The sequence below is a fragment of the Kitasatospora sp. NPDC028055 genome (genome assembly GCF_040637885.1).
Taxonomy (GTDB): Bacteria; Actinomycetota; Actinomycetes; order Streptomycetales; family Streptomycetaceae; genus Kitasatospora.
Genome location: NZ_JBEZXE010000013.1, coordinates 1 through 23,430 on the forward strand (window position 1 = coordinate 1; position 23,430 = coordinate 23,430).

Annotated in this window: 14 protein-coding genes and 1 pseudogene; 5 read left to right on the top strand and 10 right to left on the bottom strand. The window is 72.9% G+C overall.

What is annotated here, in order from left to right; genetic code table 11:
* The 3 genes and pseudogenes from AB0F71_RS16180 to AB0F71_RS16190 form a co-directional block, all read left to right on the top strand.
* Nucleotides 1-195: pseudogene (locus AB0F71_RS16180) on the top strand (aminoglycoside phosphotransferase family protein); the annotation flags it as partial.
* 366 nt (nucleotides 196-561) lie between these two features.
* Nucleotides 562-3,375: an RICIN domain-containing protein gene (locus AB0F71_RS16185; protein WP_360233714.1), complete on the top strand. Its 2,814-nt coding sequence runs from the start codon at nucleotides 562-564 to the stop codon at nucleotides 3,373-3,375.
* 74 nt (nucleotides 3,376-3,449) lie between these two features.
* Nucleotides 3,450-4,271 carry an alpha/beta hydrolase gene (locus tag AB0F71_RS16190; RefSeq protein WP_360233717.1) on the top strand — a complete coding sequence of 274 codons (822 nt, stop codon included), beginning with the start codon at nucleotides 3,450-3,452 and terminating at the stop codon, nucleotides 4,269-4,271.
* Between the two features lie 107 nt (nucleotides 4,272-4,378).
* On the opposite strand, the gene AB0F71_RS16195 is transcribed toward AB0F71_RS16190, so the two are convergent.
* The 9 genes from AB0F71_RS16195 to AB0F71_RS16235 all read right to left on the bottom strand — a co-directional run bounded on the left by AB0F71_RS16195 (nucleotide 4,379) and on the right by AB0F71_RS16235 (nucleotide 19,091).
* On the bottom strand, nucleotides 4,379-6,175 hold the full coding sequence (locus AB0F71_RS16195) for an FAD-dependent oxidoreductase (RefSeq protein WP_360233720.1): 1,797 nt from the start codon (nucleotides 6,173-6,175) through the stop codon (nucleotides 4,379-4,381).
* 113 nt (nucleotides 6,176-6,288) lie between these two features.
* A complete protein-coding gene (locus AB0F71_RS16200; protein ID WP_360233723.1) occupies nucleotides 6,289-7,329 on the bottom strand; it encodes a 2-oxoacid:ferredoxin oxidoreductase subunit beta in 1,041 nt (346 codons plus the stop codon).
* A complete protein-coding gene (locus tag AB0F71_RS16205; protein WP_360233726.1) occupies nucleotides 7,326-9,206 on the bottom strand; it encodes a 2-oxoacid:acceptor oxidoreductase subunit alpha in 1,881 nt (626 codons plus the stop codon). The genes AB0F71_RS16200 and AB0F71_RS16205 overlap by 4 nt, the downstream gene beginning before the upstream one ends.
* Before the next feature lie 137 nt (nucleotides 9,207-9,343).
* Entirely contained in the window at nucleotides 9,344-10,591 is a 1,248-nt protein-coding gene (fabF, locus tag AB0F71_RS16210; RefSeq protein WP_360233729.1) for a beta-ketoacyl-ACP synthase II, read from the bottom strand.
* Entirely contained in the window at nucleotides 10,588-10,860 is a 273-nt protein-coding gene (locus AB0F71_RS16215) for an acyl carrier protein (protein WP_360233732.1), read from the bottom strand. The genes fabF and AB0F71_RS16215 overlap by 4 nt, the downstream gene beginning before the upstream one ends.
* Nucleotides 10,857-13,397: an aminotransferase class III-fold pyridoxal phosphate-dependent enzyme gene (locus AB0F71_RS16220; protein WP_360233735.1), complete on the bottom strand. Its 2,541-nt coding sequence runs from the start codon at nucleotides 13,395-13,397 to the stop codon at nucleotides 10,857-10,859. The genes AB0F71_RS16215 and AB0F71_RS16220 overlap by 4 nt, the downstream gene beginning before the upstream one ends.
* A complete protein-coding gene (locus AB0F71_RS16225; protein WP_360233738.1) occupies nucleotides 13,394-15,835 on the bottom strand; it encodes a hypothetical protein in 2,442 nt (813 codons plus the stop codon). The genes AB0F71_RS16220 and AB0F71_RS16225 overlap by 4 nt, the downstream gene beginning before the upstream one ends.
* A gap of 328 nt (nucleotides 15,836-16,163) precedes the next feature.
* Entirely contained in the window at nucleotides 16,164-18,404 is a 2,241-nt protein-coding gene (locus AB0F71_RS16230) for an MMPL family transporter (protein WP_360233741.1), read from the bottom strand.
* 60 nt (nucleotides 18,405-18,464) lie between these two features.
* Nucleotides 18,465-19,091: a TetR/AcrR family transcriptional regulator gene (locus AB0F71_RS16235; protein ID WP_360233744.1), complete on the bottom strand. Its 627-nt coding sequence runs from the start codon at nucleotides 19,089-19,091 to the stop codon at nucleotides 18,465-18,467.
* A 122-nt stretch (nucleotides 19,092-19,213) separates the two neighbouring features.
* On the opposite strand from AB0F71_RS16235, the gene AB0F71_RS16240 reads away from it, so the two are divergent.
* Both AB0F71_RS16240 and AB0F71_RS16245 read left to right on the top strand, forming a co-directional pair.
* On the top strand, nucleotides 19,214-20,377 hold the full coding sequence (locus tag AB0F71_RS16240) for an MFS transporter (protein ID WP_360233747.1): 1,164 nt from the start codon (nucleotides 19,214-19,216) through the stop codon (nucleotides 20,375-20,377).
* A gap of 109 nt (nucleotides 20,378-20,486) precedes the next feature.
* Nucleotides 20,487-21,944, top strand: a complete 1,458-nt coding sequence (locus AB0F71_RS16245; protein WP_360233750.1) for an MFS transporter — start codon at nucleotides 20,487-20,489, stop codon at nucleotides 21,942-21,944.
* Nucleotides 21,945-22,029: 85 nt separating this feature from the next.
* Here AB0F71_RS16245 and AB0F71_RS16250 read toward each other — a convergent pair whose 3' ends face one another.
* Nucleotides 22,030-23,298 (bottom strand): AMP-binding protein, encoded by a 1,269-nt coding sequence (locus AB0F71_RS16250; RefSeq protein WP_360233753.1) that lies wholly within the window; start codon nucleotides 23,296-23,298, stop codon nucleotides 22,030-22,032.
* Nucleotides 23,299-23,430 lie beyond the last annotated feature (132 nt).

Sequence of the window (23,430 nt, forward strand, 5' to 3'; positions counted from 1 at the left end):
GGAGAGCGGTACGCCGCACTGGCCCGGCCCGGTCTCGATCCGCGGCGGCTCGACCTCTACATGCTCGCGATGCGCCTGTCGCTGGTGGCCGGTCCACTGCGTCTCCTCGATGGGGACTTCCCCGACCGGGCGTTCATGCAGGCGATCGCCGAGTACAACGCGAAAGAGGCGCTGGCGCTCCTGCCGTCGGTGTAGCCCGGCCAAATACATCGGATGAATCTGCGAAGCCCGACCATACGAGCCTCAGTCGAACCGCCGCAAGAAGTCCTCCGACGGCTGTCGGCCACATCGGATCGCGCACTCTCCGACGAGTCTTCAATTACACGGCTAGGACCGGGTATCACGCGCCGCCCGTGACGTGGAGCGGAAACCTGACGTCACGGTTGGGAATGACCCGGGGCTCCCTCTTGTCAGTCAGATGTCAGGCTCGTATGGTCCTCGTGACCCAACAGGACATCCGATGACTGACCGGCAGCCACCGCGAGAACGGGACGACGGGACTCCGGTCTGTGCACGACCACTGATGGCTCCCCCACCCACCCCCCACTGAAGGGCCGCACCATGCGAAGTGCACCGGTGGTCAGGGCGATAGTCGCCCTGGCCCTTGGTACCACCGCCGCCGCCTGGTCACCCACCACGGCGACCGCCTCCTCCTCGACCACGACCACCGCCTGGTCCGGCGGCGCGTTCTCCGTCGACACCGCGAGCCTCGTCCGCGAGGCGAACATCGTCCTGGGCAGCCCGAACACCGCGGCGACCCAGTCGATGCCGCTGGGCAACGGCACCCTCGGCACCGCGGTCTGGGCCGCCAACGGCTTCACCGCCCAGCTCAACCGCGCCGACACCCTGCCCGGCCGCAAGTCCCCCGGCCGGCTGCAGATCCCCGGCCTGTCGCGGATCACCAACGCCGCCGACTTCACCGCCACCGTCGACCCGTACGACGGCGTGCTGCGCGAGTCCGGCGACGGGATGAGCGCGACGATCTACGTCCGTGCCGACAAGGACGAGCTGGTCGTGGACGTGACCGGCGCCGACCCGAACACCGCCCAGTCCGCCACCGTCAACCTGTGGTCCGGGCGCACCCCGGCCGCGGCGGCCTCCGGCGGCGTCGCGACGCTCGCCGAGACCTGGGTCGACAGCGACGCCACCACCGGCTCCGGCCGGACCTTCGGCTCGCTGGCCGCGCTCACCGCCGGCGGGCGCAACGTCACCGCCACGGTCGCCGACGCACAGACCGTGCAGGTGAACCTCACCCCCAACGCCGACGGCAGCTTCCGGATCCTGGTCGGCAGCCCGAGCTGGACCGGCGGCAACGCCGCCGCCACCGCCGCCTCGCTGCTGGGTTCGGACGCGACCGCGAGCTCCGACGCCCTGCAGGCACCGCACCTGGCCTGGTGGCACGACTACTGGGGCAAGCTCGGCCTGGTGAAGCTCTCCTCGGCGGACGGCACCGCCGCCTACCTGGAGAAGCTGCGCACCCTGTACTACTTCTACACCGCCGAGGAGTCCCGCGGGCCGCTGCCCGGCTCCCAGGCCGGAGTCGCCGACCTCTTCAACTTCTCCCAGGACACCCAGAACTGGTACCCGGCCGGCTACTGGTTCTGGAACATCCGCGGACAGGTGGCCGCCAACCTCGGCGCCGGCGCCTTCGAGCTCAACACCGGCCTCTACAACCTCTACACCTCCAACCTGGCCGACATCCAGGCCTGGACCAGGACCCACATGGGCAACCGGCCGGGGATCTGCGTGCCGGAGACCATGCGCTTCAACGGCAACGGCTTCCAGAACGACGGCGACCCGTTCGGCGACGCCTCCTGCGACCAGTCGCTGACCACCTGGAACGGTGCCACGGTCTCCACCGGCGCCGAAATCGGACTCTGGGTCTGGCAGCAGTACCTGACCACCGGTGACAAGGCCTTCCTGGCGGCGAACTACCCGCTCCTGCAGCAGTCCGCCCAGTTCCTGCTGGCCTTCACCACGGTCGGCACCGACGGCAAGCGGCACGCGGTGGCCAACGTCCACGAGAACCAGTGGAACGTGCAGGACCCGGTCAACGTGATCGACGCGATGAAGGGCCTCTTCCCCGCCACGATCTCCGCCGCCGAGATCCTGAACACCGACGCCTCGCTGATCTCCCAACTGCGCGCCGCGATCCCGCAGATCCCCGACTACCCGCGCACCGACGCCGCGACCCACCGGCAGAGCCTCACCGCCGCCGCCGACGCCTCCGGCACCGACGTGCTCGGCCAGTCCTCGCAGCCCACCGCACCGGTCCACAACACCGAGAACGACGACCTCGAAGCCGTCTGGCCCTACAACCTGATCGGCGACAACTCGCCGTTGCTGTCCCTGGCGCAGCGCACCTACAACAGCCGGGTCAACGTCCAGCAGAACGACTGGAGCTTCGACGCCGTCCACGCCGCCCGCCTCGGCCTCGGCACGCGGGTCGCCGCCGACCTGACCGCCCTGACCCAGAAGTACCAGACCTATCCCACCGGCCTGGCCAACCTGTGGGGCCAGTCCGGCGGCACCGAGCCCTACATCGAGCAGGCCGCCAACGTCGCGCTCGCGGTCAACGAGTCGCTGGTCCAGGACTACGACGGCCTGCTGCGGATCGCCCCGGCCCTGCCCCGGGGCTGGGACGCCGACGGCACCCAGTACATCCACGGCGGCAGCACCGTCTCCGTCCAGGTCCACGGCGGCGTCATCGGCACCGTCGGCATCCACGCCGGCTCCACCGGCACCATCAACATCCGCAACCCCTGGCCCGGCCAGAGCGTGTCGGTCGTCGACGGCACCGACCGGTCGACCGTCATCGTCCGCCCCACCAGGGCCGGACAGTTCACCATCCCGACCACGGCCGGCAAGTCCTACCTGGTCCAGCAGGTGTCGGCCCCGGTCTCCGGCATGACGTTCAGCCGGCTCTCCGGCACACCGGCGACAGCGGCCAGCCACCTGGGCACCGTCCAGATCGGCCTGGACAGGACCACCGGCACCGGCCACATCACCGGCATCAACGGTCTGTGCGTCGACGACTCCGGAGCCGGCGCCGCCGACGGCAACCCGATCGTCGTCTGGGCCTGCAGCGGCACCGCCGCCAACCAGCAGTGGACCGTCGGCACCGACGGCACCCTGCGCACCCTCGGCAAATGCATGACCGCCCCCGGCACCAACCCCGGCGACAACACCCCCATCCAGCTGTACGGCTGCGTGAGCGGCGCCGGAAACCAGGTCTGGCAGCCCCAGGCCGACGGCACCCTCAAGAACCCGCAGAGCAGCAAGTGCCTGGACGACTCGGGCGCCGGCCCCGCCGGCACCGGGCTGATCCTGTGGGACTGCTCCGCCGCCGCCAACCAGATCTGGCGCCTGCCCTGACCCCGACCTGACGCAACCACGCCCGGGGTGCCGACCAATGACGGTGGTCGGCCCCCGGGCACGCGTGGTCGTCGATGCCGCACTCATCCGCCCTCGACGACCCGGAACCAAGCCAGGCCGTCCTCGCCAAGAGGTCCGTGGTCGGAGTCCCGGTGCGCATCTACCGGCCCGAGGCCGGGGGCACCGTGCCGGCGATCCTGTTCTTCCACGGCGGCGGGTTCATCGTCGGGGATCTGGACACCCACGACGGGGTGTGCCGCCGACTGTGCCACGACCTGGGCGCGGTCGTGGTCAGCGTGGGCTACCGGCTCGCCCCGGAGTTCCCGTTCCCGGCCGGGTACGACGACTGCATCGCGGTGTCCACGTACGTGTCCGACCACATCGGCGAGTTCGGCGGCGGCAAGCTCGCGGTGGCCGGCGACAGCGCGGGGGCGAACCTGGCCGCCGGGGTGGCACTGGCCTTCCGCGACGAGGGACGCCCGCTGGCCGCGCAGCTGCTCGCCTACCCGGCCACCGACCTGCGGCCCGGGGACCGGTATCCGTCCAGGGTGGAGAACGCGACCGGGTTCCTGCTGACCACCGCCGAGGTGGAGAACGACATGCGGCTCTACTTCACCGCCGACCCGTCCGCAGCCGAGCGTGCCCCGGCCTCGCCGCTGCTGGCCGACAACCTTGCCGGCCTGGCCCCGGCCGTCATCGGCTGCGGGGAGTGCGACCCGCTGCGCGACGAGGGCCTGGCCTACGCCGACGCCCTGGCCGCCGCCGGGGTGCCGGTGCACAAGCACCTGTACCCCGGCCTGATCCACGGCTTCATCAGCTTCGATACCAAGTCCCAGGCGGTGAACAAGGCAGCGACCGAGATGTACGCCGAACTGGGGAGCTACCTCAACGCGTAGCGGCGGCAGGGTTCGATGAGCGCGAGTCCCGCCGCAGGTGCTGCCTGCAACCGTGGACGGGGCCGGTCTCCGGCACGGCCGACAGCCCCGTCACCTGGAGTACGGCCCTACCGGCGGTGGCGGAGGCTGCGGACGAGCTTGCGGAGCTTGCGGGCGTTGGTGTCGGCGATGTCGAAGAGCGTCCCCAGGCCGGCCAGGGCGAGCACCAGGCTGCCGGAGACGGCCATCACCGGCGGGCGGTACTCGGTGCCGGTGACGGAGGTGAAGCCGGGCTCCTTGACCGCCTTGAGGGTGAGGTCCGCCTTCGGCATCCGGTCGAGGAACGGCAGGCGCCAGATGCCCGGCAGGGCGGCGTAGGCGCGCATGGCGGCCTTGGTGGCGGGGAGGTCGACGCCGTTCTCCAGGCGCCACTTGGCGCGCCGCTCCAGCCCGCGGTGCCATGCCTCGACCAGGTCGGCGACCCGCTGCGGGTCGAGGTGGTGCCAGGGCGCGGACTGCGAGAGGTACATGCGCCGGCTCAGCCCGGTCCGCAGCCGCACGTGCTCCGGGGTCTCGTCGGCGGTGCGCCCCTCGGTCTCGATCAGCCAGCGGGTGGCCCGGAAGCGGCCCAGCATCGCGGCGCCGAAGACGGTCAGGTCGAGCAGGTGGTCGAGGATGAAGAACCGGCTGTCCGCGATCGCCTCGCTGTACTTGGACCGCACCATGGACCGCATGATCCGCCAGTCGGCGGTGACCGCGCGGTTGACGTGGTTGAGGTAGTCGACGTCCAGCCCGCCGTCGCGGATGTCCTGTTCGGCGATGTTGGCGATGTGCCAGGACGTGGTCATGGAGAGCGACAGGCCCTGGCTGTAGTACGCGTCGATGATCGACGAGGCGTCGCCGACCATGGCGTACCGCTGCGGGGAGACGAAGGTGTCGGTGCAGTGCTGGACGTCCTTGTAGGCGCTGAACTCCAGCAGGTTCTTCTCGTCCAGCCAGTCCAGGACGGGGTACCGGCGCAGGATCTTCCAGAACACCTCGCGGGCGTTGCCCTCCTCCGGCGGCCGGTTGCGGTCGTACGTCACGCCGACGCTGACCCGGTCGCCGTTCAGGCGGATGATCCAGATCCAGTAGCCCGCGCCCCACAGGTGGAGGGTGTTGCGGTCGCGGCGGGCGGTGTCGCCGTCCGGGAAGTGGTACGTCCAGCGCTCGTCGAACAGGTCGTCGGTGCAGTGGGAGAACTGGCCCCAGGCCGCGGTGGTCTCGAAGCCGGAGTCCAGCGGCAGGTCGTGGCCGAAGCGCCGCGCCAGCAGCCGGGTGCGGCCGGAGCAGTCGACGATCCAGCGGGCGTCGATCCGGCCCTTCTCCTTGCGGTTGCGGGACTGCCAGGTGACGAGGTGGTCGCCGCCTTCCGGGGAGAGGTCCACCTCGCGGACGAGACCGCGGTCCAGGAAGGTGATGCCCTCCATCTTCCGTGCCTTCTCCCGCAGTTCGGCCTCGATCTCGGGGCGGACGATCTGCGAGTCCTCGAACATCACGCGCGGGAACAGCGGGTTGACGGCCTTGTCGATCCAGTGCTGCGGCAGCCCGCTCTCGAAGCCCCACTCGGAGACGGACTCGTCGAACTCGGTCCGCCCCTCCATCCCGTGGGCCATCCAGAAGCCCGCCTTGTGGAAGGACTTCTGGAACGACTCGTCCAACTCGCCCAGCACGCGCAGGAAGGAGTTGGAGTAGATCAGCAGCGACTCGCCGACCTTGTAGCTGGCCAGCTGCTTCTCGGTCGGCTGGTCGATGCAGACCACCGACAGCCCGCGCTTCGCGTACGCGATGGCGTTGATCAGGCCCACCATGCCCGAACCGATCACGCACACGTCGGCACGGACGGATTCCCAGGGGGCGGCGGCCTCGGGGGCGTTCACGGACATGATGACTCCTCTGCGAGAAGGTCGCCGGGTCGGGCGACCGGGGTCCGAAGGGCGTGGCGAGGCCTGAACCAGGGCCGGGGGCTGGGGGCCCGGGCCGAGGCCGAGGCGCAGGGTCAGGCCACGGTCCAGGTGTCGGTGCCGGCGAGCAGCGCGGCGAGGTCGCCGGGGCCCTTCTCGGCGGCGGCCCGGGCCAGTTGGTCGGCCATGAGGGTGTCGTACACCGGCCGCCGGACGTCCCGGAGCACCCCGATCGGGGTGTGGTGCAGGGTGTCGGCGTCCGCGAGACGGGTCAGCGCGAAGGCGGTGAGCGGGCTGGCGGTGTGCGCGTCGTGGACCAGCGCGCTGCCCTCGCCGCGCGGCGCGATGCGCAGTTCGCCGTCCGCGTCCCGCACCACGTGGTGGTCCGCGCCGGCCAGGATCGGCTGCCCGTGCTCCAGCCGGATCAGCGCCTCGTCCCGGGTGCCGGGCTCCTTGAGGACCTCGAAGGCGCCGTCGTTGAAGATGTTGCAGTTCTGGTAGATCTCCACCAGCGCCGTGCCCTCGTGCTCGGCCGCCGCCCGCAGCACCGACTGCAGGTGCTGGCGGTCCGAGTCGATGGTGCGGGCGACGAAGGAGGCCTCGGCGCCGATCGCCAGCGACAGCGGGTTGAACGGCGCGTCCAGTGAGCCCATCGGCGTGGACTTGGTGATCTTGCCGAGCTCGCTGGTCGGCGAGTACTGGCCCTTGGTGAGGCCGTAGATCCGGTTGTTGAACAGCAGGATCTTGAGGTTGACGTTGCGCCGCAGGGCGTGGATCAGGTGGTTGCCGCCGATCGACAGCGCGTCGCCGTCCCCGGTCACCACCCACACGCTGAGGTCCCGCCGGGAGGAGGCCAGCCCGGTCGCGATCGCCGGCGCCCGACCGTGGATCGAGTGCACCCCGTAGGTGTTCATGTAGTACGGGAAGCGCGAGGAGCAGCCGATGCCGGAGACGAAGACGGTGTTCTCCCGCTTGATGCCGAGCTCCGGCATGAAGGACTGCACCGCGGCCAGGATCGCGTAGTCCCCGCAGCCCGGGCACCAGCGCACCTCCTGGTCGGTCTTGAAGTCCCGGGCGCTCTGCGGCCCGTCGGCCTTGGGCACCAGCTTCAAGGACGGGAACGGGTGCTCGCTCATCGGTGGTCCTCCTCGTCCAGGCCGCCGATCGCCGCCCACAGCACGTCCGCCAACTGCGCCACCTTGAACGGCAGTCCGCGCACCTGGTTGCAGGACTGCACGTCCACCAGGTACCTGGCGCGCAGCAGCAGGGCGAGCTGCCCGAGGTTCATCTCGGGCACGATCACCCGCTCGTACCGCGCCAGCACCGCGCCGAGGTTGGCCGGGAAGGGGTTCAGGTGCCGCAGGTGCGCCTGCGCCACGGCCCCGCCCGCCGTACGGACCCGGCGCACGGCGGCGGTGATCGGCCCGTAGGTGGAGCCCCAGCCGAGCACCAGCAGCCGGGCGTCGCCGGTCGGGTCGTCCACCTCCACGTCCGGGACCTCGATACCGTCCACCTTCGCCTGGCGGGTGCGGACCATGAAGTCGTGGTTGGCCGGGTCGTAGGAGATGTTGCCGGTGCCGTCCTGCTTCTCGATGCCGCCGATCCGGTGCTCCAGGCCCGGAGTGCCGGGCACCGCCCAGGGGCGGGCCAGGGTGGCGGGATCGCGCAGGTACGGCCAGAAGGAACCGTCGGGACGGTTCGGCTCGGTGGCGAACTCGACGCGCAGGTCTGGGAGTTCACTGATCTCCGGCAGCTTCCACGGCTCCGAGCCGTTCGCCAGGTACCCGTCGGAGAGCAGGAACACCGGCGTCCGGTAGGTGAGCGCGATCCGGGCCGCCTCCAGGGCCGCCTCGAAGCACTCGGCCGGGGTGGCCGGAGCGACGACCGGCACCGGCGCCTCGCCGTTGCGGCCGAACATCGCCTGCAGCAGGTCCGCCTGCTCGGTCTTGGTCGGCAGGCCGGTGGACGGGCCGCCGCGCTGGATGTCCACCACCAGCAGCGGCAGTTCCAGCGAGACCGCCAGACCGATCGTCTCGGACTTGAGCGCGACGCCCGGGCCCGAGGTGGTGGTGATCCCGAGCGCGCCGCCGAAGGCCGCGCCCAGGGCCGCGCCGATCCCGGCGATCTCGTCCTCGGCCTGGAAGGTCCGCACGCCGAAGTCCTTGTGCCGGGACAGCTCGTGCAGGATGTCGGAGGCCGGGGTGATCGGGTAGGAGCCGAGGAACACCGGCAGGCCCGACCGTTCCCCCGCCGCGACCAGCCCGAGCGACAGGGCGAGGTTGCCGGAGATGTTGCGGTAGGTGCCCGCGGCGAGCCGCGCCGGCGGCACCTCGTAGCGGACGGCGAAGTCCTCCGTGGTCTCGCCGAAGTTCCAACCCGCCCGGAACGCCGCGACGTTCGCCTCCGCGATCTGCGGCTTCTTCGCGAACTTCCGCCGCAGGAAGGACTCCGTACCCCCCGACGGCCGGTGGTACATCCAGGACAGCAGGCCCAGGGCGAACATGTTCTTCGCCCGCTCCGCGTCCTTGCGCGCCAGCCCGCTGTCCTTGAGCGCCTCCAGCGTCAGCGTGGTCAGCGGCACCGGGTGCAGCCGGTACGCGTCCAGCGAGCCGTCGCCCAGCGGGTCCTCGTCGTAGCCGACCTTCGCCAGCGCGCGCTTGGTGAACTCGTCGGTGTCGACGATGATCTCGGCGCCCTTCGGCAGGTCCGGCAGGTTGGCCTTGAGCGCCGCCGGGTTCATCGCCACCAGCACGTCCGGCGCGTCGCCGGGGGTGAGGATGTCGTGGTCCGCGAAGTGCAGTTGGAAGGACGAGACGCCCGGAAGCGTCCCGGCGGGGGCCCGGATCTCCGCCGGGAAGTTCGGCAGCGAGGACAGGTCGTTGCCGAACGCCGCCGTCTCCGAGGTGAACCGGTCCCCGGTGAGCTGCATGCCGTCACCCGAGTCACCCGCGAAGCGGATGATCACCCGGTCGAGTTTCGTCACCGGCTTGGATCTGCTGACCGTGCCGACCATGAGGCTGTCCCTTGCTGTCGACGTCCATGACCGTGAAGAGGTCCGTGACTGTGGAGAGGTCCGTGGCTTGCGAGGAGGAGGGGTACGGCCGGCCCCCGGTGGGGCGGGTGGCCGGCCCGTACCGCGTGGGGCGGCGGTCAGGCCGCGGTGGGGGCGGTGAAGGCGAGCACCACGTTGTGCCCGCCGAAGGCGAAGGAGTTGGACAGCACGGCCCGGACGGGGAGTTCGCGCGGAACGTCGCCGACCACGTCGAGGCCGATCGCCGGGTCGGGCCGGTCGAGGTTGAGGGTGGGCGGCACCACGCCGTGGACCAGGGCCTGCACGGAGGCGACCGCCTCGATCGCCCCGGCCGCGCCCAGGGAGTGGCCGGTCATCGACTTGGTGGCCGAGACCGGGATCCGGGGGGCCGCCCGGCCGAGCGCGGTGTGCAGGGCGAGGGCCTCGGCGGAGTCGTTGTAGCTGGTGCCGGTGCCGTGGGCGTTGATGTGCGAGACGTCCTCGGGGGCGAGCCGGGCCGAGCGCAGGGCCGCCTCGAGGGCCCGGGCGGCCCCCGCCCCCTCGGGGTGGGGCGCGGTGACGTGGTGCGCGTCGGAGGTCCTGCCGTAGCCCCGCAGTTCGGCGAGGACGCGGGCCCCGCGCCGGGCGGCGTGGGCGGCCGACTCGAGGACCAGGACGGCCGCGCCCTCGCCGAGGACGAAGCCCTCGCGGTCGGCGCTGAACGGCCGGCTGGCCTGCTCGGGGCTGTCGTTGCGCGTGGCCAGGGCGCGGATCTTGGCGAACCCGCCGACCATCATGGGGCTGACGGGGGCCTCGGTGCCCCCGGCCAGCACCACGTCGGCCTCGCCGGAGGCGATCATCTGCGCCGCCACGATCAGCGCCTCGGCCCCGGAGGCGCAGGCGGTGACGACGGCGCTGCTCGGCCCGAGCAGCCCGAGGTCCACGCAGAGCCGACTGGCCGGGGCGTTGGCCATGCTCATCGGGATGAAGCGGGCGCCGAGCCGGTGCGGCCCCTTGAGCATGGCGGCGCTGTTGGTCTCCCAGGTGGTGACGCCGCCGGTGCCGGTGCCGACCACGGCGCCGATCCGGGTGCGGTCCTCGGCGGCGAGGTCGAGTTCGGCGTCGCGCAGCGCCAGGGTGGCGGCGGCGACCGCGAGTTGCGTGCAGCGGTCGGCGCTGACGGCCTGGCGGGGCGGGAGGGTGAGGTCCTCGGGCAGGTCGACCTCGCCGGCGATCCGGACCGGGAAGTCGGTGGCGTCGAACCGGGTGATCGTCCGGATGCCGCTGAGGCCCTTGAGCTGGGCGGCGTGGAAGTCGTCGGCACCGACGCCGATCGCGGTGACCGGGCCGAGCCCGGTGACCACCACCCGCCGGTCGCTCTCGGTCATGCGAGCGCTCCGGGGCGTTCCGCGTCGACGACGTGGGCGATCACCTCGCCGACGGTGGTGAGGGAGAGGGCGACCTCGTCGTCGACGGTGCCGCCGAGGTGCTCCTCCATGATGGTGACCAGCTCGACCAGGTCGAGGGAGTCCATGCCGAGGTCCTCGCGGAGCCGGGCGTCGGAGGTGACCTCCTCGGGGAGCAGCCCGAGTCGGTCGCACAGCAGGTCGGTCATCCGCGCGAGAAGGGCCTCGCCGGCAGCGGTCTGGTTGGTCACAGCGGCCACCTCTGGTCGTTGGTCGGGGTGTGGGACGGATCGCCGGCCTGCCACGCGGACAGGTCCGCGTGCAGGGCGAAGTCCTGGCAGACGGCCCGGACGGCGCCGGTGAACCGGTCGGCCTGGTCGAGGCCGAGGACCAGCGGCGGCTGGATCCGCAGGGTCCGGTTGCTGTTGGCCGTGACGAAGGCCAGGATGCGGTGCTCCCGGCTGAGCTGGGAGACGAACCGCAGGCACATCAGGTCGCCGAGGGCGTTCTCCACGGCGTTCCCGGCGCGCCGGAGGGCGCCGAGCACCTCGTCCGGGAGCCAGTCGACCAGGCCGTGGAGGTCTCCGGGAAGCCGGGCCAGGGCCTCGTCGGCGAGGGCCTGGGCGGCGCCGGTGAAGTCGCCGTCGAACTCGATGGCGTTCATCAGGCCGATCCCGCGGACCTCCTTGACGAAGCCGTACGGGGCGCACGCCTCGCGCAGCCCGTCCCGCAGGTGGGCGCCGGTCTTGGCGGCGCGCCCCGGGAGGTCCTCGGCGACCAGGGTGTCGAGCGTGGCGAGGCCGACCGCGGCGGCGAGGTTGCCGCCGCCGAAGGTCGAGGAGTGCAGCATCGCCCTGCTGGTGGACCCGTACGCCTGGTCCCAGAGTTCGGTACGGGCCAAGGTGGCGCCGATCGGCACCAGGCCGCCGGAGAGGGACTTGGCGACGCACAGGATGTCGGGCCGCAGGTCGTCGTGCTCGGCGGCGAACATCGCGCCGGTGCGGCCGAGGCCGGTCTGGATCTCGTCGAGGACGAACGCCGCGCCGGCTCGCCGGCACAGCCGCTGGGCCTCGGCGAGGTAGCCGGGCGGCGGGAGGATCACGCCGCCCTCGCCCTGCACCGGTTCGACGATGAAGGCGGCCGCGCCCTCGATGGCGGCGGCCAGCGCGGCGGTGTCGCCGAACGGGACGGCCACGCAGTCCGGCAGCAGGGGGTGGAAGGCGGCGCCGTGGCCCTTGCGGCCGGTGACCGAGAGCGCGCCGAGGGTCTTGCCGTGGTAGCTGTTCTCGGTGTGCACCAGCCGGGTGCGGCCGGTGGCGGCGCGGGCCAGCTTCAGAGCGGCTTCCACGGCCTCGGTGCCGGAGTTGGAGAAGAACACCCGCTCGAGCCCGGGCGGGGCCAACTCGCTGAGCCGCTCGGCGAGTTCGGCGGTGTGCGCGGGCATCGACACGTACTGGACGAAGGTCGGGGCGCCCTGGTCGAGGAAGTCGCGCAGGGCCGTGGTGGCGGCCGGGTGGTTGTGGCCGAGGTTGAGGCAGCCGTAGCCGGCGACGAAGTCGAGGTACGAGGTGCCGTCCTCGGTGGTCAGGGTGCAGCCCTCGGCGCGGGTGAAGACCCGGTCCATGCCGTGGGCGGCGAACAGACGCCCCATCGGCGGGTTGATGTGGGTGCGGAAGCGGCGCACCGTCTCCTGGGTGCGGTTCCCGCGCGAGGGGCGGCCGGACGGGTAGTGGCGGGCCAGCCGGTCGAGCCGCTCGTCCGGGACCAGCCGGCCGAACGCGGCCAGCGGCGTGGGCAGGAAGCCGTGCCCGGTGGCGAGTTCGCCGATGGTGCGGATCCGGTCCAGGTCGAGTTCGCGGCCGAGCGACCACGCCTCGGCGCGGCCCTCCAGGGCGAGCACGATGGTCTCGGCGAGGCAGCCGTTGAGCTGCTGGGCGGGGGCGGGCAGGGTGCCGTCCCCGAGCCGGACGGCGTCGGTGGCGCTGACCAGGCCGCCGTCGATGACCAGGACCTCCTGGCGCTCGGCGGGCTCCACCGCGACGTCGCGCGGCAGGGCCACGTCCACCACCACCGAGCCGGGGTGCAGCCGGCCCGCGTCCAGCACGCCGCCGACGGAGGAGGCGGTCACGTAGATCCGGGGCGCGCCGTAGAGCACGGCCGGGTCGTCGTACAGGGTGACCCGGCTCCGCTCGGCCGGGTCCAGGTAGCGCAGCATCGCCTCGTCGGTGCGGGCGCTCGGGCGGCGGACCAGGTCCAGCTCGTAGCCGTCGGCGAGCAGCAGCCGGGCCATCGCCAGGCCGATCGAGCCGGGGTAGCCGACCACGGCGATCCGGGCCCGGCCGGGGGTCTGGCCCAGGCGTTCGGCGCAGGCCAGCACGGCCCGGTGGGAGGCGTAGGTGGTGAGGGAGTTGCCGCTGGTGAGCGGGAGACCGACGGCCTTGGCGGTCCACAGGCCCCGGTCGCCGACGATCGAGGTGGCACCGCCGAGGCCGACCAGCTCCGCCCCGGCGTCGCGGAGCTCGGCGGCCTCGGCGGCGACCATGTCCCGGGCGGTGCCGGGCCGGCGGAGCATCTGCTCGGCCGTGTACGGCAGGTAGCGGACCGCGCCGGTGCACCGGGCGCCGGTGGCCGAGGTCAGGGTGAACTCGGGGATCGGGACGTGGTGGCGGGGCCCGGGTTCGCGCGGGATCCCGCGGTGCTCGTCGAGCAGTCGGCCGAACAGGTCGAGGCCGCGGACCTGGTGGCGGTGGCCGTCACTGATCGGGTGGGCGAGGAAGCCGAACTTCATCGGGTGCCTCCCGTGCTGCGCCCGGTGCGGGCCATGGCGAAGGTGAGTTCGGGGAGCGTGTCGCGCTGCCAGCCGAGGGAGGAGAGCAGGCTGAGGCCGTCCCCCTCGTTGTTGTGCGCGATCGGCACCTCGAACAGGTTGACGGTGGAGCGGCGTTGCAGGTCCGCCTTGAGCGTCCGGGGGTCGAGGTCGTCGAGCCGGCGCCGGACCACGGTGAGCGGGCCGAAGGTCCGTTCGTCGTCCTCGGCGAACAGGTGGAGCACCTGGGTCTGGCGGCCCGCGCCGGCCGCGCTGCGGCCCTCGCGGTAGGTGCGGATCACCGAGTGCCCGCCGTCGACCAGGGTGAAGATGCTGAGGTTGCCGCGCAGCCGGTGCCCGTTGAAGCAGACCTGCTGGATCAGGCTGGGCAGGATGTCCGGGACGAGCGCGCTGGCGCCGTCGCCGATGAAGGCGAGGGTGTTGCCCGGCCGGGTGAGCGCGATGCTCGGGACGGCCTGCAGGGCGTCGCCCATCAGGGCGCGGCCGTACCAGCCGGAGAAGCCGGGGCCGGTGCGCGGCAGGTTGCGGATCGCGGAGAGCCCGCCCCGGCCGACGTCGTACACGCCGGTGTAGCCGTACCCGTGGTGGAGGATCAGGTCCTCGAGGACGGCGCCGAGCCGGCTGCCGAAGTAGTTGAGGCTGATCGGCTGCACCGGCACGCCGTGGACCACGTCGGAGGCGCTGTCGGCCGTCTCGGCCAGCGCGCGGCGGCGGGCCTCGAGCAGCGCGGGCGGCACGTCCAGCCGGGCCCGGACGGCGCTCAGGAACGCGCCGGCCTCGGCCCGTACCGGATGGTCGGCGAACGGGGCGAGGTGCGCGGCCTCCCGGGTGACCTGGACGATCCGCAGCGAGCGGTCCAGGGCCCGGGGCGAGAACGGGGTGGCGGCCTCGGCGATCCGGCTGTTGACGAAGAACAGGCACTGCTCGGAGCGGGGCCGCAGCCGGCCCTCGTGGTGCAGGAAGGCGTGCACCCGCTCGGAGAAGCCGTACAGGCCGAGGGTGCCGAGGTACTCGGGGACGACCGCGCCGTCCCGGTAGCGGGAGACGCTGCCGGGGCGGGTGAGCGAGTCGGCCAGGCCGATGCCGGCGGCCGCGGCGATCTCGTGGACCAGGTCGCGTTCCGGGCCGGAGAGCGGGCCGAGCTGCCAGAGCACCCGCTCGGGGCCGTGGTTGAGCAGCTCCAGCACCGGGGCCAGGGCGTCCTCGGCCACGGTGGTGCGCGGGGCGGGGGCGGGCGGCGGCGGGGCGCTCACGGGGCCGGCGGCCTCCAGGACCTCGGCGGTGGCGAGCAGCACGACCGGGCCCCGGTCCTCGTCGTACAGGGCGAAGGCGGCGGCCAGGTCCGCGTCGAGCCGGGCCGGGTCGTCGAGGTGGACGTACGGGATCCGGCGGGCCCGCAGCACCTCGCGGGAGTCCTCGGCGGAGTGCACGGTGCCCTGGAACGGGAACCAGCTCTGCTCCCGCGAGTCGGCGCACAGCAGGAAGCCCCGGGCCCGGGCCTCGCGCAGGTTGGCGAGGGTGCCGCGGAACTCGTCGACCATGCCGCTGGTGACCACGACCAGCGCGGGCGCCGCGTCGAGCTGCCAGCGGGCCAGCGCGCCGCAGGCCAGGCTGTGCTCGCTCGGCCCGCGCAGCACCGGGTTGCCCGCCCGGGCGGCGCGCTCGTCGAGCGCGGCGATCAGGCCGGAGACCACCGAGCCGGTGTAGTAGTGCAGGCCCCAGCGGTCGCCGGCCCGGGCGTCCAGGAAGTCGGCGAGGGCGCCGGCCAGCGCGGGCGGAGCCGTCCGGGCGGAGGCGCGCAGCGCTCCCCCGGTGTGCCGGAGCTGGATCACGTCGGTGAAGGCGCAGAGCACGTCGGCGGCCAGCACCCAGAGCTGGTCGGGCAGCCGCCGGCTGGTGTACGGCTGGGCGATCCGGGCGCGCGGGGCGGGCGCGTCCTCGTACACGTGCACGGTGTACGCGGAGGGTTCGCAGGCCACGTTCGCCGGCAGCTCCTCGCACATCGCCGCGAGTTCGTCGGCGAAGGCGGTGTCCAGCGGCCCGACCGGCAGGCCCGCGGCGGCGGCGTCCACCAGCAGCAGGGCGAGCATGGCCGGGTCCTCGCCGGCCTGTTCGCCGATCAGCTGCGCGGCCTCGGCCACGGTCTCGGCGAGCACCAGAGCGACCCGGGCCCTCGGGAGGGCGCGGTCGAGGAAGCGGCGGGAGCGGTCCAGGGCCCGCTGGTACGGCTCGGGCCAGGAGCTGCGCCCGACCGGCAGGGCCGCGGTGGTGAGGGTCCGCTCCGAGCCCTCGACCAGGTCGCCGAGCGCGGCGGCGACGGTCCGCTGGAAGGCCGGGCGTTTGCCGACGGCCGCGATCAGGAAGCGCGGCGGCTGCGAGCCGCCGGTCGTGCCGTCCACTCTCCGACTCCCCCCGGTGGCAGTGCTGCTGACGCCTCGGAGTCTGCATCAGCGCGACTGAAGCCGGTCTGCACATCCTCTGGACGGTGCATGGCCGCGCGGCCCACGCCGCGACGGGGTCGGCGGACCTCCGGGGGCCGGCGCCTCAGCCAAGCAATCCAGGAGTCGCGTGGAACCCCCGTTTTCCCTTCAACTTGGCCTGGAAAACGCCTAGTGATGGATGGTCAGCAATGAAAAGACTCCGACCGGCCCCCCGCGGCACCTCCGGCCGGTGCCGGAACCGGTGAACGGTCGGACCGCCGAGGCGGTCCGACCGTTCGGCGTGCGCTCAGTCCTCGGTCAGGCCGATCCGGGCGTGCAGCCGCTTCAACGGCGCCGGCGCCCACCAGTTGGCCCGGCCGAGCAGCCGCATCGCGGCCGGCACCAGCAGGCCGCGGACCAGCGTGGCGTCGACCAGGACGGCCAGCGCGAGGCCCGCGCCGAGCAGTTTCAGGATCGACAGTCCGGAGGTGGCCAGCGCGCCCAGCACCGTCGCGACGATCAGCGCCGCGGCGGTGATCAGCCTGCCGGTGCGCTCCATCCCGAAGGCGACCGCGCGGGTGTTGTCCCCGGTGGCCAGGTACTCCTCGCGGATCCGGGAGAGCAGGAAGACGCTGTAGTCCATCGACAGGCCGAACGCGACGCAGAACATCAGGATCGGCACCGTCACCTCCAGTTGGCCGGTGTGCACGAAGTCGCCGACCAGCCACTTGAGATGGCCGTCCTGGAAGACGTACACCATGGCCCCGAAGGACGCGGTGAGGCTGAGCATGTTCAGCAGCAGCTGCTGGAACGGGATCACCACGCTGCCGGAGAACAGGAACAGCAGCACCAGCATGCTGACCGCGATGATCGCGGCCGCCCATGGGAGGCGGCCGGACAGGCTGGACTTGGTGTCCACCTGGGTCGCGGCGTCGCCGCCGACCAGGGCCCGGCCGGGGGCGTGCACCGCGCGGACGGCCTTGGCGTAGCTCTCGCCCTCCGCCGAGCTCGCCTCGCGGTCGGAGACCACCGACAACCAGGTGCCGCCGCTGCCGGAGAAGGCGGCGGCCCCCGGCCCGGGCGGGGCGGCCGGCGCGCCCTGGGCGTAGGTGCCGGTGGCGGCGTCCACCCGGACGGTGCCCGGCAGGGCGGACAACCGCTGGGCGTAGTCCGCGAGTTGACCGTTGCCCGGGTCGGTGTCGGGCAGCACGACGACCACCGGGGAGGTCTGCGCCCCGTGGAACTCGCTGCGGATGGTGTCGGAGGCGACCTGGGAGGCGCTGCCACGCGGCAGCACCCGGTCGTCCATCAGCGCGAACCGGGCCTGGACGAACGGCAGGGCGAGCGCGAGCAGCACCACCGCGACGGTGCCGCCGATCAGCGCCGGGCGGCGCATCACGGTGACCGCGAGCCGGTGCCACACGCCGCCCCGACCGCCGCTGCGGGCGCCGGGCAGGCGGCGGCGCAGCGGGGCGAACACGTCCCAGCGGTCGATCCGGTGGCCGATCAGGGCCAGCAGCGGCGGCAGCACCAGCAGCGAGCTCGCCGCCGCGAGGACCACCACGACGATGCCCGCGTAGGCGAGCGAGCGCAGGAAGTAGATCGGGAAGACCAGCAGGGCGGCCAGCGAGAGCACCACGGTGAGCGCGGAGAACAGCACGGTCCGTCCGGCGCTGCGCAGCGAGGCGGCGATCGCCTCGGTGGTGCCGCGCCCGGCCCCGAGCTCCTCGCGGTACCGGGTGACCACGAACAGGCTGTAGTCCACGGCGAGGCCGAAGCCCAGCGCGGTGGTGATGTTGAGCGAGAACACCGACACCGAGGTCACACTGGCGAGCAGCCGCAGCACGGCGTAGGTGCCGAGCACGGAGACCACGCCGAGCACGGCGGGCAGGGCGGCGGCGACCAGCGAGCCGAAGGTGGCGAGCAGGATCAGCAGGGTGATCGGCGCGGCGATCAGTTCGGCGCCGGTGAGGTCCTTGGCGCTCTGCTCGTTGGCCTCGGCGTTGACCTGGGCCGTGCCGGTGGCCTTGACGTCCAGCGGGCCGTGCCGTCCGACCAGGGTCGGGACCAGGTCCTTGGCGAGGTGCTCGGCGTGGTTCTCGTCCCCGCCGAGCCTGACCAGGACGAGGCCGGTACGGCCGTCGGGCGAGCGCAGGGTCGGGTCACCGGTGGTCCAGTAGGACTGGGCGTACACCACGTCCGGGGTGGTGGCGACCTGCTCGGTGAGGCTGCGGCCGGCCTCGGCGGCGGAGTCCAGGTCGCCGTCGGCGGTGGCGACCAGCACCAGGTTGGGCGCGCCCGCGTGGAACCGGTCGGCGAGCAGCCGGTCGGCCTGCAGGGACTCGGCGCTGGTGGGCGTGTAGCCGCCGCTGGAGAGCTTGCTCTCGGCGTCGGCTCCGATCACCGCCGCCGCGACGGCGACCAGGGCGACCAGCAGCATGGCGATGCCCCGGCGGTTGACCAGGGTCCTGGCGAGCGAGGCCAGACGGCCGGTGACCGGGGCGGGTTCGCCGTCGGTTCCGGTGCGGGCCCGGATGGTTGTCGACATGGCTTCCTCGGGTCGTCGTGGACGATGCCGCCGCGTCGCGGCGACGGGGGAGGCCGCGGCTCAGCACCGCCCCAGGAGGTGGCAGCACAGGGCGTTGGCCGCCCAGTCCTCCCATTCCTGTGGGGTCCAGCCGCGCTCGGTGACGAACAGGTGGTACATCTCGGGGCCGAGCACTCCGTAGCAGACGTCGACCGCGTGGTCCGCGTCGAGGCCCGCGACGAGGGCTCCCTTGGCGATCAGCGCGTCCACGAAGTGCCGTTGGACGGTTCGACGTTGCTGCTTGTTGGTCTCCCACAGCTCGGCACCGTCGCCGCTGGAGATGACCGCGTTGCGCAGCACTTCGAGCAGCGGGGCGACCCGCTCGTTGATGACCCGGGTGATGGCGGCGAGGGCCCGCAGTTGCTGGTGCGGGTCCTCCTTGGACAGGGCGTCGACGACCGGCGGCCGTTCCAGGGTGGGCACCGGCTCCTCGTCACCGGCGACGTGGAGGTCGATCAGCTCCTTGAGGATCTTCTCCTTGTTCCCGAACGAGAAGTACATCGTCTGCACCGCGACGCCGGCTTCCTGGGCGATCGAGTCGATCGTCGTGAGGCCGTATCCGCGCTCGACGAAGAGCTTCATCGCCGCGTCGAGCATTCTGCGCCGGGTCGCCTGGGAGCGCAGCCGGCGGCCGTCGGTCTTTGCCATGGGGATCACTGCTCACTTTTTTATAGTACAACTCTAGAGTGTGCCACTAGAATCATACCCAGCGCACAGGAGGACGCAAGCTCATGCCCCTCAATACCACTCGCGCCAAGCACGAACAGCCCGTGACGACACCCAGGACGCTCGTCCCCGCGCTCACCACCGGGATGGGTCTGTCCATGCTGGTGCTCTACACCATCGGCTCGCTGGGCCCGTTCATCGTCGACGACCTCGGGATCACCCGCTCCGGACTGGGCCTGCTGCCCGCCGCGGCGTTCGGCACCGCCACCGTGATGTCCCTCTACGCCGGGCACCTCACCGACCTGCTCGGCGGCCGGCGGGTGTTCCTCGCCCTGCTCGCCGTGATCGGCGCCGACTTCGCCCTGCTGGCGGCCAGCCCCTCGTACGCGCTGCTGCTGGTCGCCCTCTGTCTCGCGGGCCTCCCCCAGGCGCTGGCCAACCCCTCGACCAACAAGCTGATCGCCGCCCATCTCCCGCCCGAGCGGCGCGCGCTGGCGATAGGCGCGAAGCAGTCCGGCATACCGCTGGCGGCCATGGGCGCCGGGCTCGTCTTCCCGGCGCTGGCCGGTGCCGCCTCCTGGCGGGTCGCGGTCCTCGTGGTGGTCCCGGTGGCCCTGCTGACGGCGCTGGTGGCACGCACGGCGCTCCCCCGGGACCCGGCGCCCGCCGGGCCGACGCGCTTCGGCCTGCCCCAGCCGCCGAACGCCCCCACCCGCTGGTTGATGGCCTACGCGCTGCTGATCGGCTGCGGGCTCTCCCCGCTCAACACCTACCTGCCGCTGTACGCCCACCAGCGGCTGGGGATGAGCTCCACCGAGGCGGGCGCGCTGATCTCGGCGATCGGCCTGGCCGGGATCGCCGTCCGGCTGTTGTGGAGCCGGATCAGCACCCGACTGGCCGACATCTCCGACGCCCTGCTCGCCATCGCGGGCACGGCGGCGGTCTGCAGCGCCCTCATCCCGGCCTCCACGCACGGCAGTTGGCTGGCCTGGGTGGGGACCCTGGGGCTCGGCACGGCGGCCGCGGCAGCCAACGCGGTCGCGATGGTCGCGGTGACCCGGGGCAGGGGGTTCGGCCTGACGGGGCACGCCTCCGGCCTGGTGTCGATGGGGTTCTTCGCCGGCTTCGCGGTCGGACCGATCGTGTTCGGCCGGCTCGCGGACGGTGCGGCGGGCTTCGGCGGTGGCTGGCTGATGGTCGCCGCGATGCTCGCGCTGGCCACGGTCTGCGCCCGGGCGGGCCGCAGGACCCTGGCCGCGGCGGCCTGAACACCAGTTCTCCGGTCACCGGGACTTTTCTAGAGCGGTTCACTAGAGCTAGACTCCAGTAAACGGCCGGGTACCACCCGCCCACAAACGAGGGGAGGAGGAGATCACGATGGCCGGCGGAGTACTCGCGGGACGGCGGGCGGCACTGTTGCTGCTCACCGGCGTCGAACTGATCGTCTTCCTGGACGTATCGATCATCAATCTGGCCCTACCGACGATCGGGGCCAAGCTCGGTCTCGGCATCGTCGCCCTGGTCTGGGTCAGCACGGCCTACCAGGTCTCCTTCGGCGGCTTCCAGCTCGGCGCGGGCCGGGCCAGCGACCTGCTCGGCCCGCGACGGATGTTCCAGGCAGGCCTGGGCATCTTCACCGGCGCCTCACTACTGGCCGGACTCGCCCACGCGGGCTGGCTGCTGATCGGCGCGCGGGCCCTGCAGGGGCTCGGCGCGGCGATCCTGATCCCGGCCGAACTCGCCCTGCTCGCACGGATGTTCACGGAACCCGAGGCCAGCCGGCGGGCGTTCGGCGTGTGGAGCGCGATGGGCGCGGTCGGCGCGGCCGGCGGCACCGCCCTCGGCGGCGTCATCGTCCAGGGCCTCGGCTGGGAGTGGATCTTCCTGCTGAACCTGCCGATCGGCGTGGCCGGCCTGGTGCTCAGCAACCGGCTGCTCCCCGCCGACGAGGTGGACACCCGGGAGGCCGGCCGCCGGCTCGACCTGCCCGGCCTGGTCACCGGCACCGGCTGCCTGCTGCTGGCGGTGTACGTGGTGACGGCCGCGACCGAGGGCGGCCTCGGCGCCCTGCAGTGGACGCTGGCCGTGCTGGCCGTCCTGCTCGGCGCCGCGTTCCTGCTGGTCGAGCAGCGGGTCGCCGAGCCGCTGCTGCCCTTCCGGATCTTCCGCGAGCGCAACATCAGCGGCTCCGCGGTGGCGAACTTCATCGTCGGCGCCACCCACGTGCCGGTGTTCGTGTTCGTCGCGATGTACTTCCAGGAGGTGCACGGCTACAGCGCGACCCGGTCCGGCCTGGCGGTGCTGCCGATCGCCCTGATCAGCATCCCGGTCTCCCGGATGCTGATCCCGGTGGCGCTCAAGCAGGTCGGGCCCCGCTGGGTGCTGGCGGGCGGCATGGCGCTGATGACGGTGGCGCTGCTCATGCTGAGCACCCTGCCGGTCGACGCCGCGTACCTGACCCGCTTCCTCCCGGCCGCGGTGGTCTTCGCGGTGGGCCTGCCGGCCTGCTTCGTCGGCTCCACCATGCCGGGCGTGAAGGCCGCCGCGCCCGAGGAGACCGGCACCGTCTCGGGCGTCATCAACACCACCCAGCGGCTCGGCGCCGGCCTCGGCGTCGCGGTGCTGGCCTCGGTGGCGAAGGACCGGACGGCCGGCGCCGGGGGCACCCACGCCGAGGCCCTGGTCGACGGGTACCACCTGGCCTTCCTGGGCGCGGCCGGCCTGGCCGTCCTCGGGCTGGTGGTGGCCCTCACCGTGATCCGGCCGGAGCCTCGGCAGACCGGGCAGCCGGCCGATGCTCCGGAGCCGACCGGGGATCCGGTGACCGCCGAGTGACGGCGACTCACAGAGCTGGGCAGGGGCAGCCGTCCGGGCCGCCCCTGCCCGTCCGGCCTTTCGGCCTCGGACACGGGGGCGGCCGTCAGGCCCGGGCCGGGCGCGCGCCGACCAGTTCGAGGGTGCCGTCCGCGCGCCAGCGGGCCAGCCAGGGCGAGCGGTGCAGGTACGCCCGGCCGGACCCGGTGAAGTCCTCGGCCTCGGGACCGACCTCCGGGAGCCCGATCCGGTCGAACGGGAGGGCGGGCCCGGTGGCGCACAGCTCGCCGACCCGGCCGGACGGCAGCACCCGGCCGCCCGGCTCGGTCACCTGGATGTGCACGTTCGGCACCGGGGTGCCGACGCCGGAGGCCGCCGCCTCGACGGGCCCGCCCGGGCTCAGCTCCTGGGCCGTCCACGGCGTCACGCCCCCGTCCGGGGCGAACTCGCCCCGCAGCCGGCTGGCCCGGTAGGCCGCGAAGTGGCGCTCCACCAGCTCCGGCGGACAGGGCCCGCCGAACAGCACCACCGCCCCGGGCCCGGCCCCGACCGGCCGGTCGGCCGCCGCGGTCAGCAACCGCGCGTACTCCTCGGGGCTGAACACCGATCCGGCCGCGCCGCCGAGGGCCTGCACCGCCGCCGCGTCCCCGGCCCGGCCGCACAGCGCGCCGCCGGAGGCGAAGGCCCACCACATGGCCGACAGGGTGCGCGGCCCGCCCGGGGCCTGACGCACCGCCACCGGGCCCCGGGCCGGGCCGATCTGCTGCATCCGGGCCGCCAGCACGTACTGCCAGGCGCGGTGGTCCACCAGTTGGCCGCCGTCCTCGTCCACCAGCAGGTACGCGGCGTCCATCGGGCCGGACCGGGGCAGCGCCGGGTCGATCCGAACCTCCGCCAGCCGCTCCCAGGTGCCGGGCTCGTCCAGGGTGATCAGCAGGCCCGGGTCCGGCCAGCTCGACCGGGTCGAGGTGCTGCACAGCACCACCCGCGCGCCGCTCACCAGGGCCGTCCTCGCGACTTCCGCCGGCGCCAGGTCGGACCGCACCGGGACGCAGACCCCGCCGGCCCGCAGCACCGCCAACTGCCCGACCACGGACTGCCGGTGGTCGTCGCAGTGCACCACCACCGGGTCACCGAGCTGCAGGCCGCCGAGCACCAGCGCGGAGGCCAGCTGGGTCGACCTGGCGTTCGCCCGGGCATACGTGAGGCGGCCCGCCTCCTCCCGTACGGCCACGGCCGCAGGGCACCGACGGGCCGCCCCGGTGAACACCGAATCGAGCGTGAACGGCCGGGTGGCCGCTGTTCCTCCGTCCCGCCGCGCGTCGTGCAGGCGGTGATGGAGCAGTACGGGCTGACTGGTCACCTGGTCCCCCATGGTTTCTGCGGTACGGATCGCGCTGGGAATGGCGCCGGCCAAAACGCGCCCACCCGTTTACCGATGTTGCATTCCGGTACCGCCCGGGGTCGCCTCCGAGATTGCCGCATGTGAATTCGCGGCATTCGGGGC

What these genes read in the sequence shown, in the direction of transcription:
- AB0F71_RS16205 (WP_360233726.1), bottom strand. Translation starts at nt 9,206, where the DNA reads ATGGTCGGCACGGTCAGCAGATCCAAGCCGGTGACGAAACTCGACCGG.
- AB0F71_RS16185 (WP_360233714.1), top strand. Translation starts at nt 562, where the DNA reads ATGCGAAGTGCACCGGTGGTCAGGGCGATAGTCGCCCTGGCCCTTGGT.
- AB0F71_RS16245 (WP_360233750.1), top strand. Translation starts at nt 20,487, where the DNA reads ATGGCCGGCGGAGTACTCGCGGGACGGCGGGCGGCACTGTTGCTGCTC.
- AB0F71_RS16195 (WP_360233720.1), bottom strand. Translation starts at nt 6,175, where the DNA reads ATGTCCGTGAACGCCCCCGAGGCCGCCGCCCCCTGGGAATCCGTCCGT.
- AB0F71_RS16235 (WP_360233744.1), bottom strand. Translation starts at nt 19,091, where the DNA reads ATGGCAAAGACCGACGGCCGCCGGCTGCGCTCCCAGGCGACCCGGCGC.
- AB0F71_RS16190 (WP_360233717.1), top strand. Translation starts at nt 3,450, where the DNA reads ATGCCGCACTCATCCGCCCTCGACGACCCGGAACCAAGCCAGGCCGTC.
- AB0F71_RS16250 (WP_360233753.1), bottom strand. Translation starts at nt 23,298, where the DNA reads ATGGGGGACCAGGTGACCAGTCAGCCCGTACTGCTCCATCACCGCCTG.
- fabF (WP_360233729.1), bottom strand. Translation starts at nt 10,591, where the DNA reads ATGACCGAGAGCGACCGGCGGGTGGTGGTCACCGGGCTCGGCCCGGTC.
- AB0F71_RS16200 (WP_360233723.1), bottom strand. Translation starts at nt 7,329, where the DNA reads ATGAGCGAGCACCCGTTCCCGTCCTTGAAGCTGGTGCCCAAGGCCGAC.
- AB0F71_RS16230 (WP_360233741.1), bottom strand. Translation starts at nt 18,404, where the DNA reads ATGTCGACAACCATCCGGGCCCGCACCGGAACCGACGGCGAACCCGCC.
- AB0F71_RS16220 (WP_360233735.1), bottom strand. Translation starts at nt 13,397, where the DNA reads ATGAAGTTCGGCTTCCTCGCCCACCCGATCAGTGACGGCCACCGCCAC.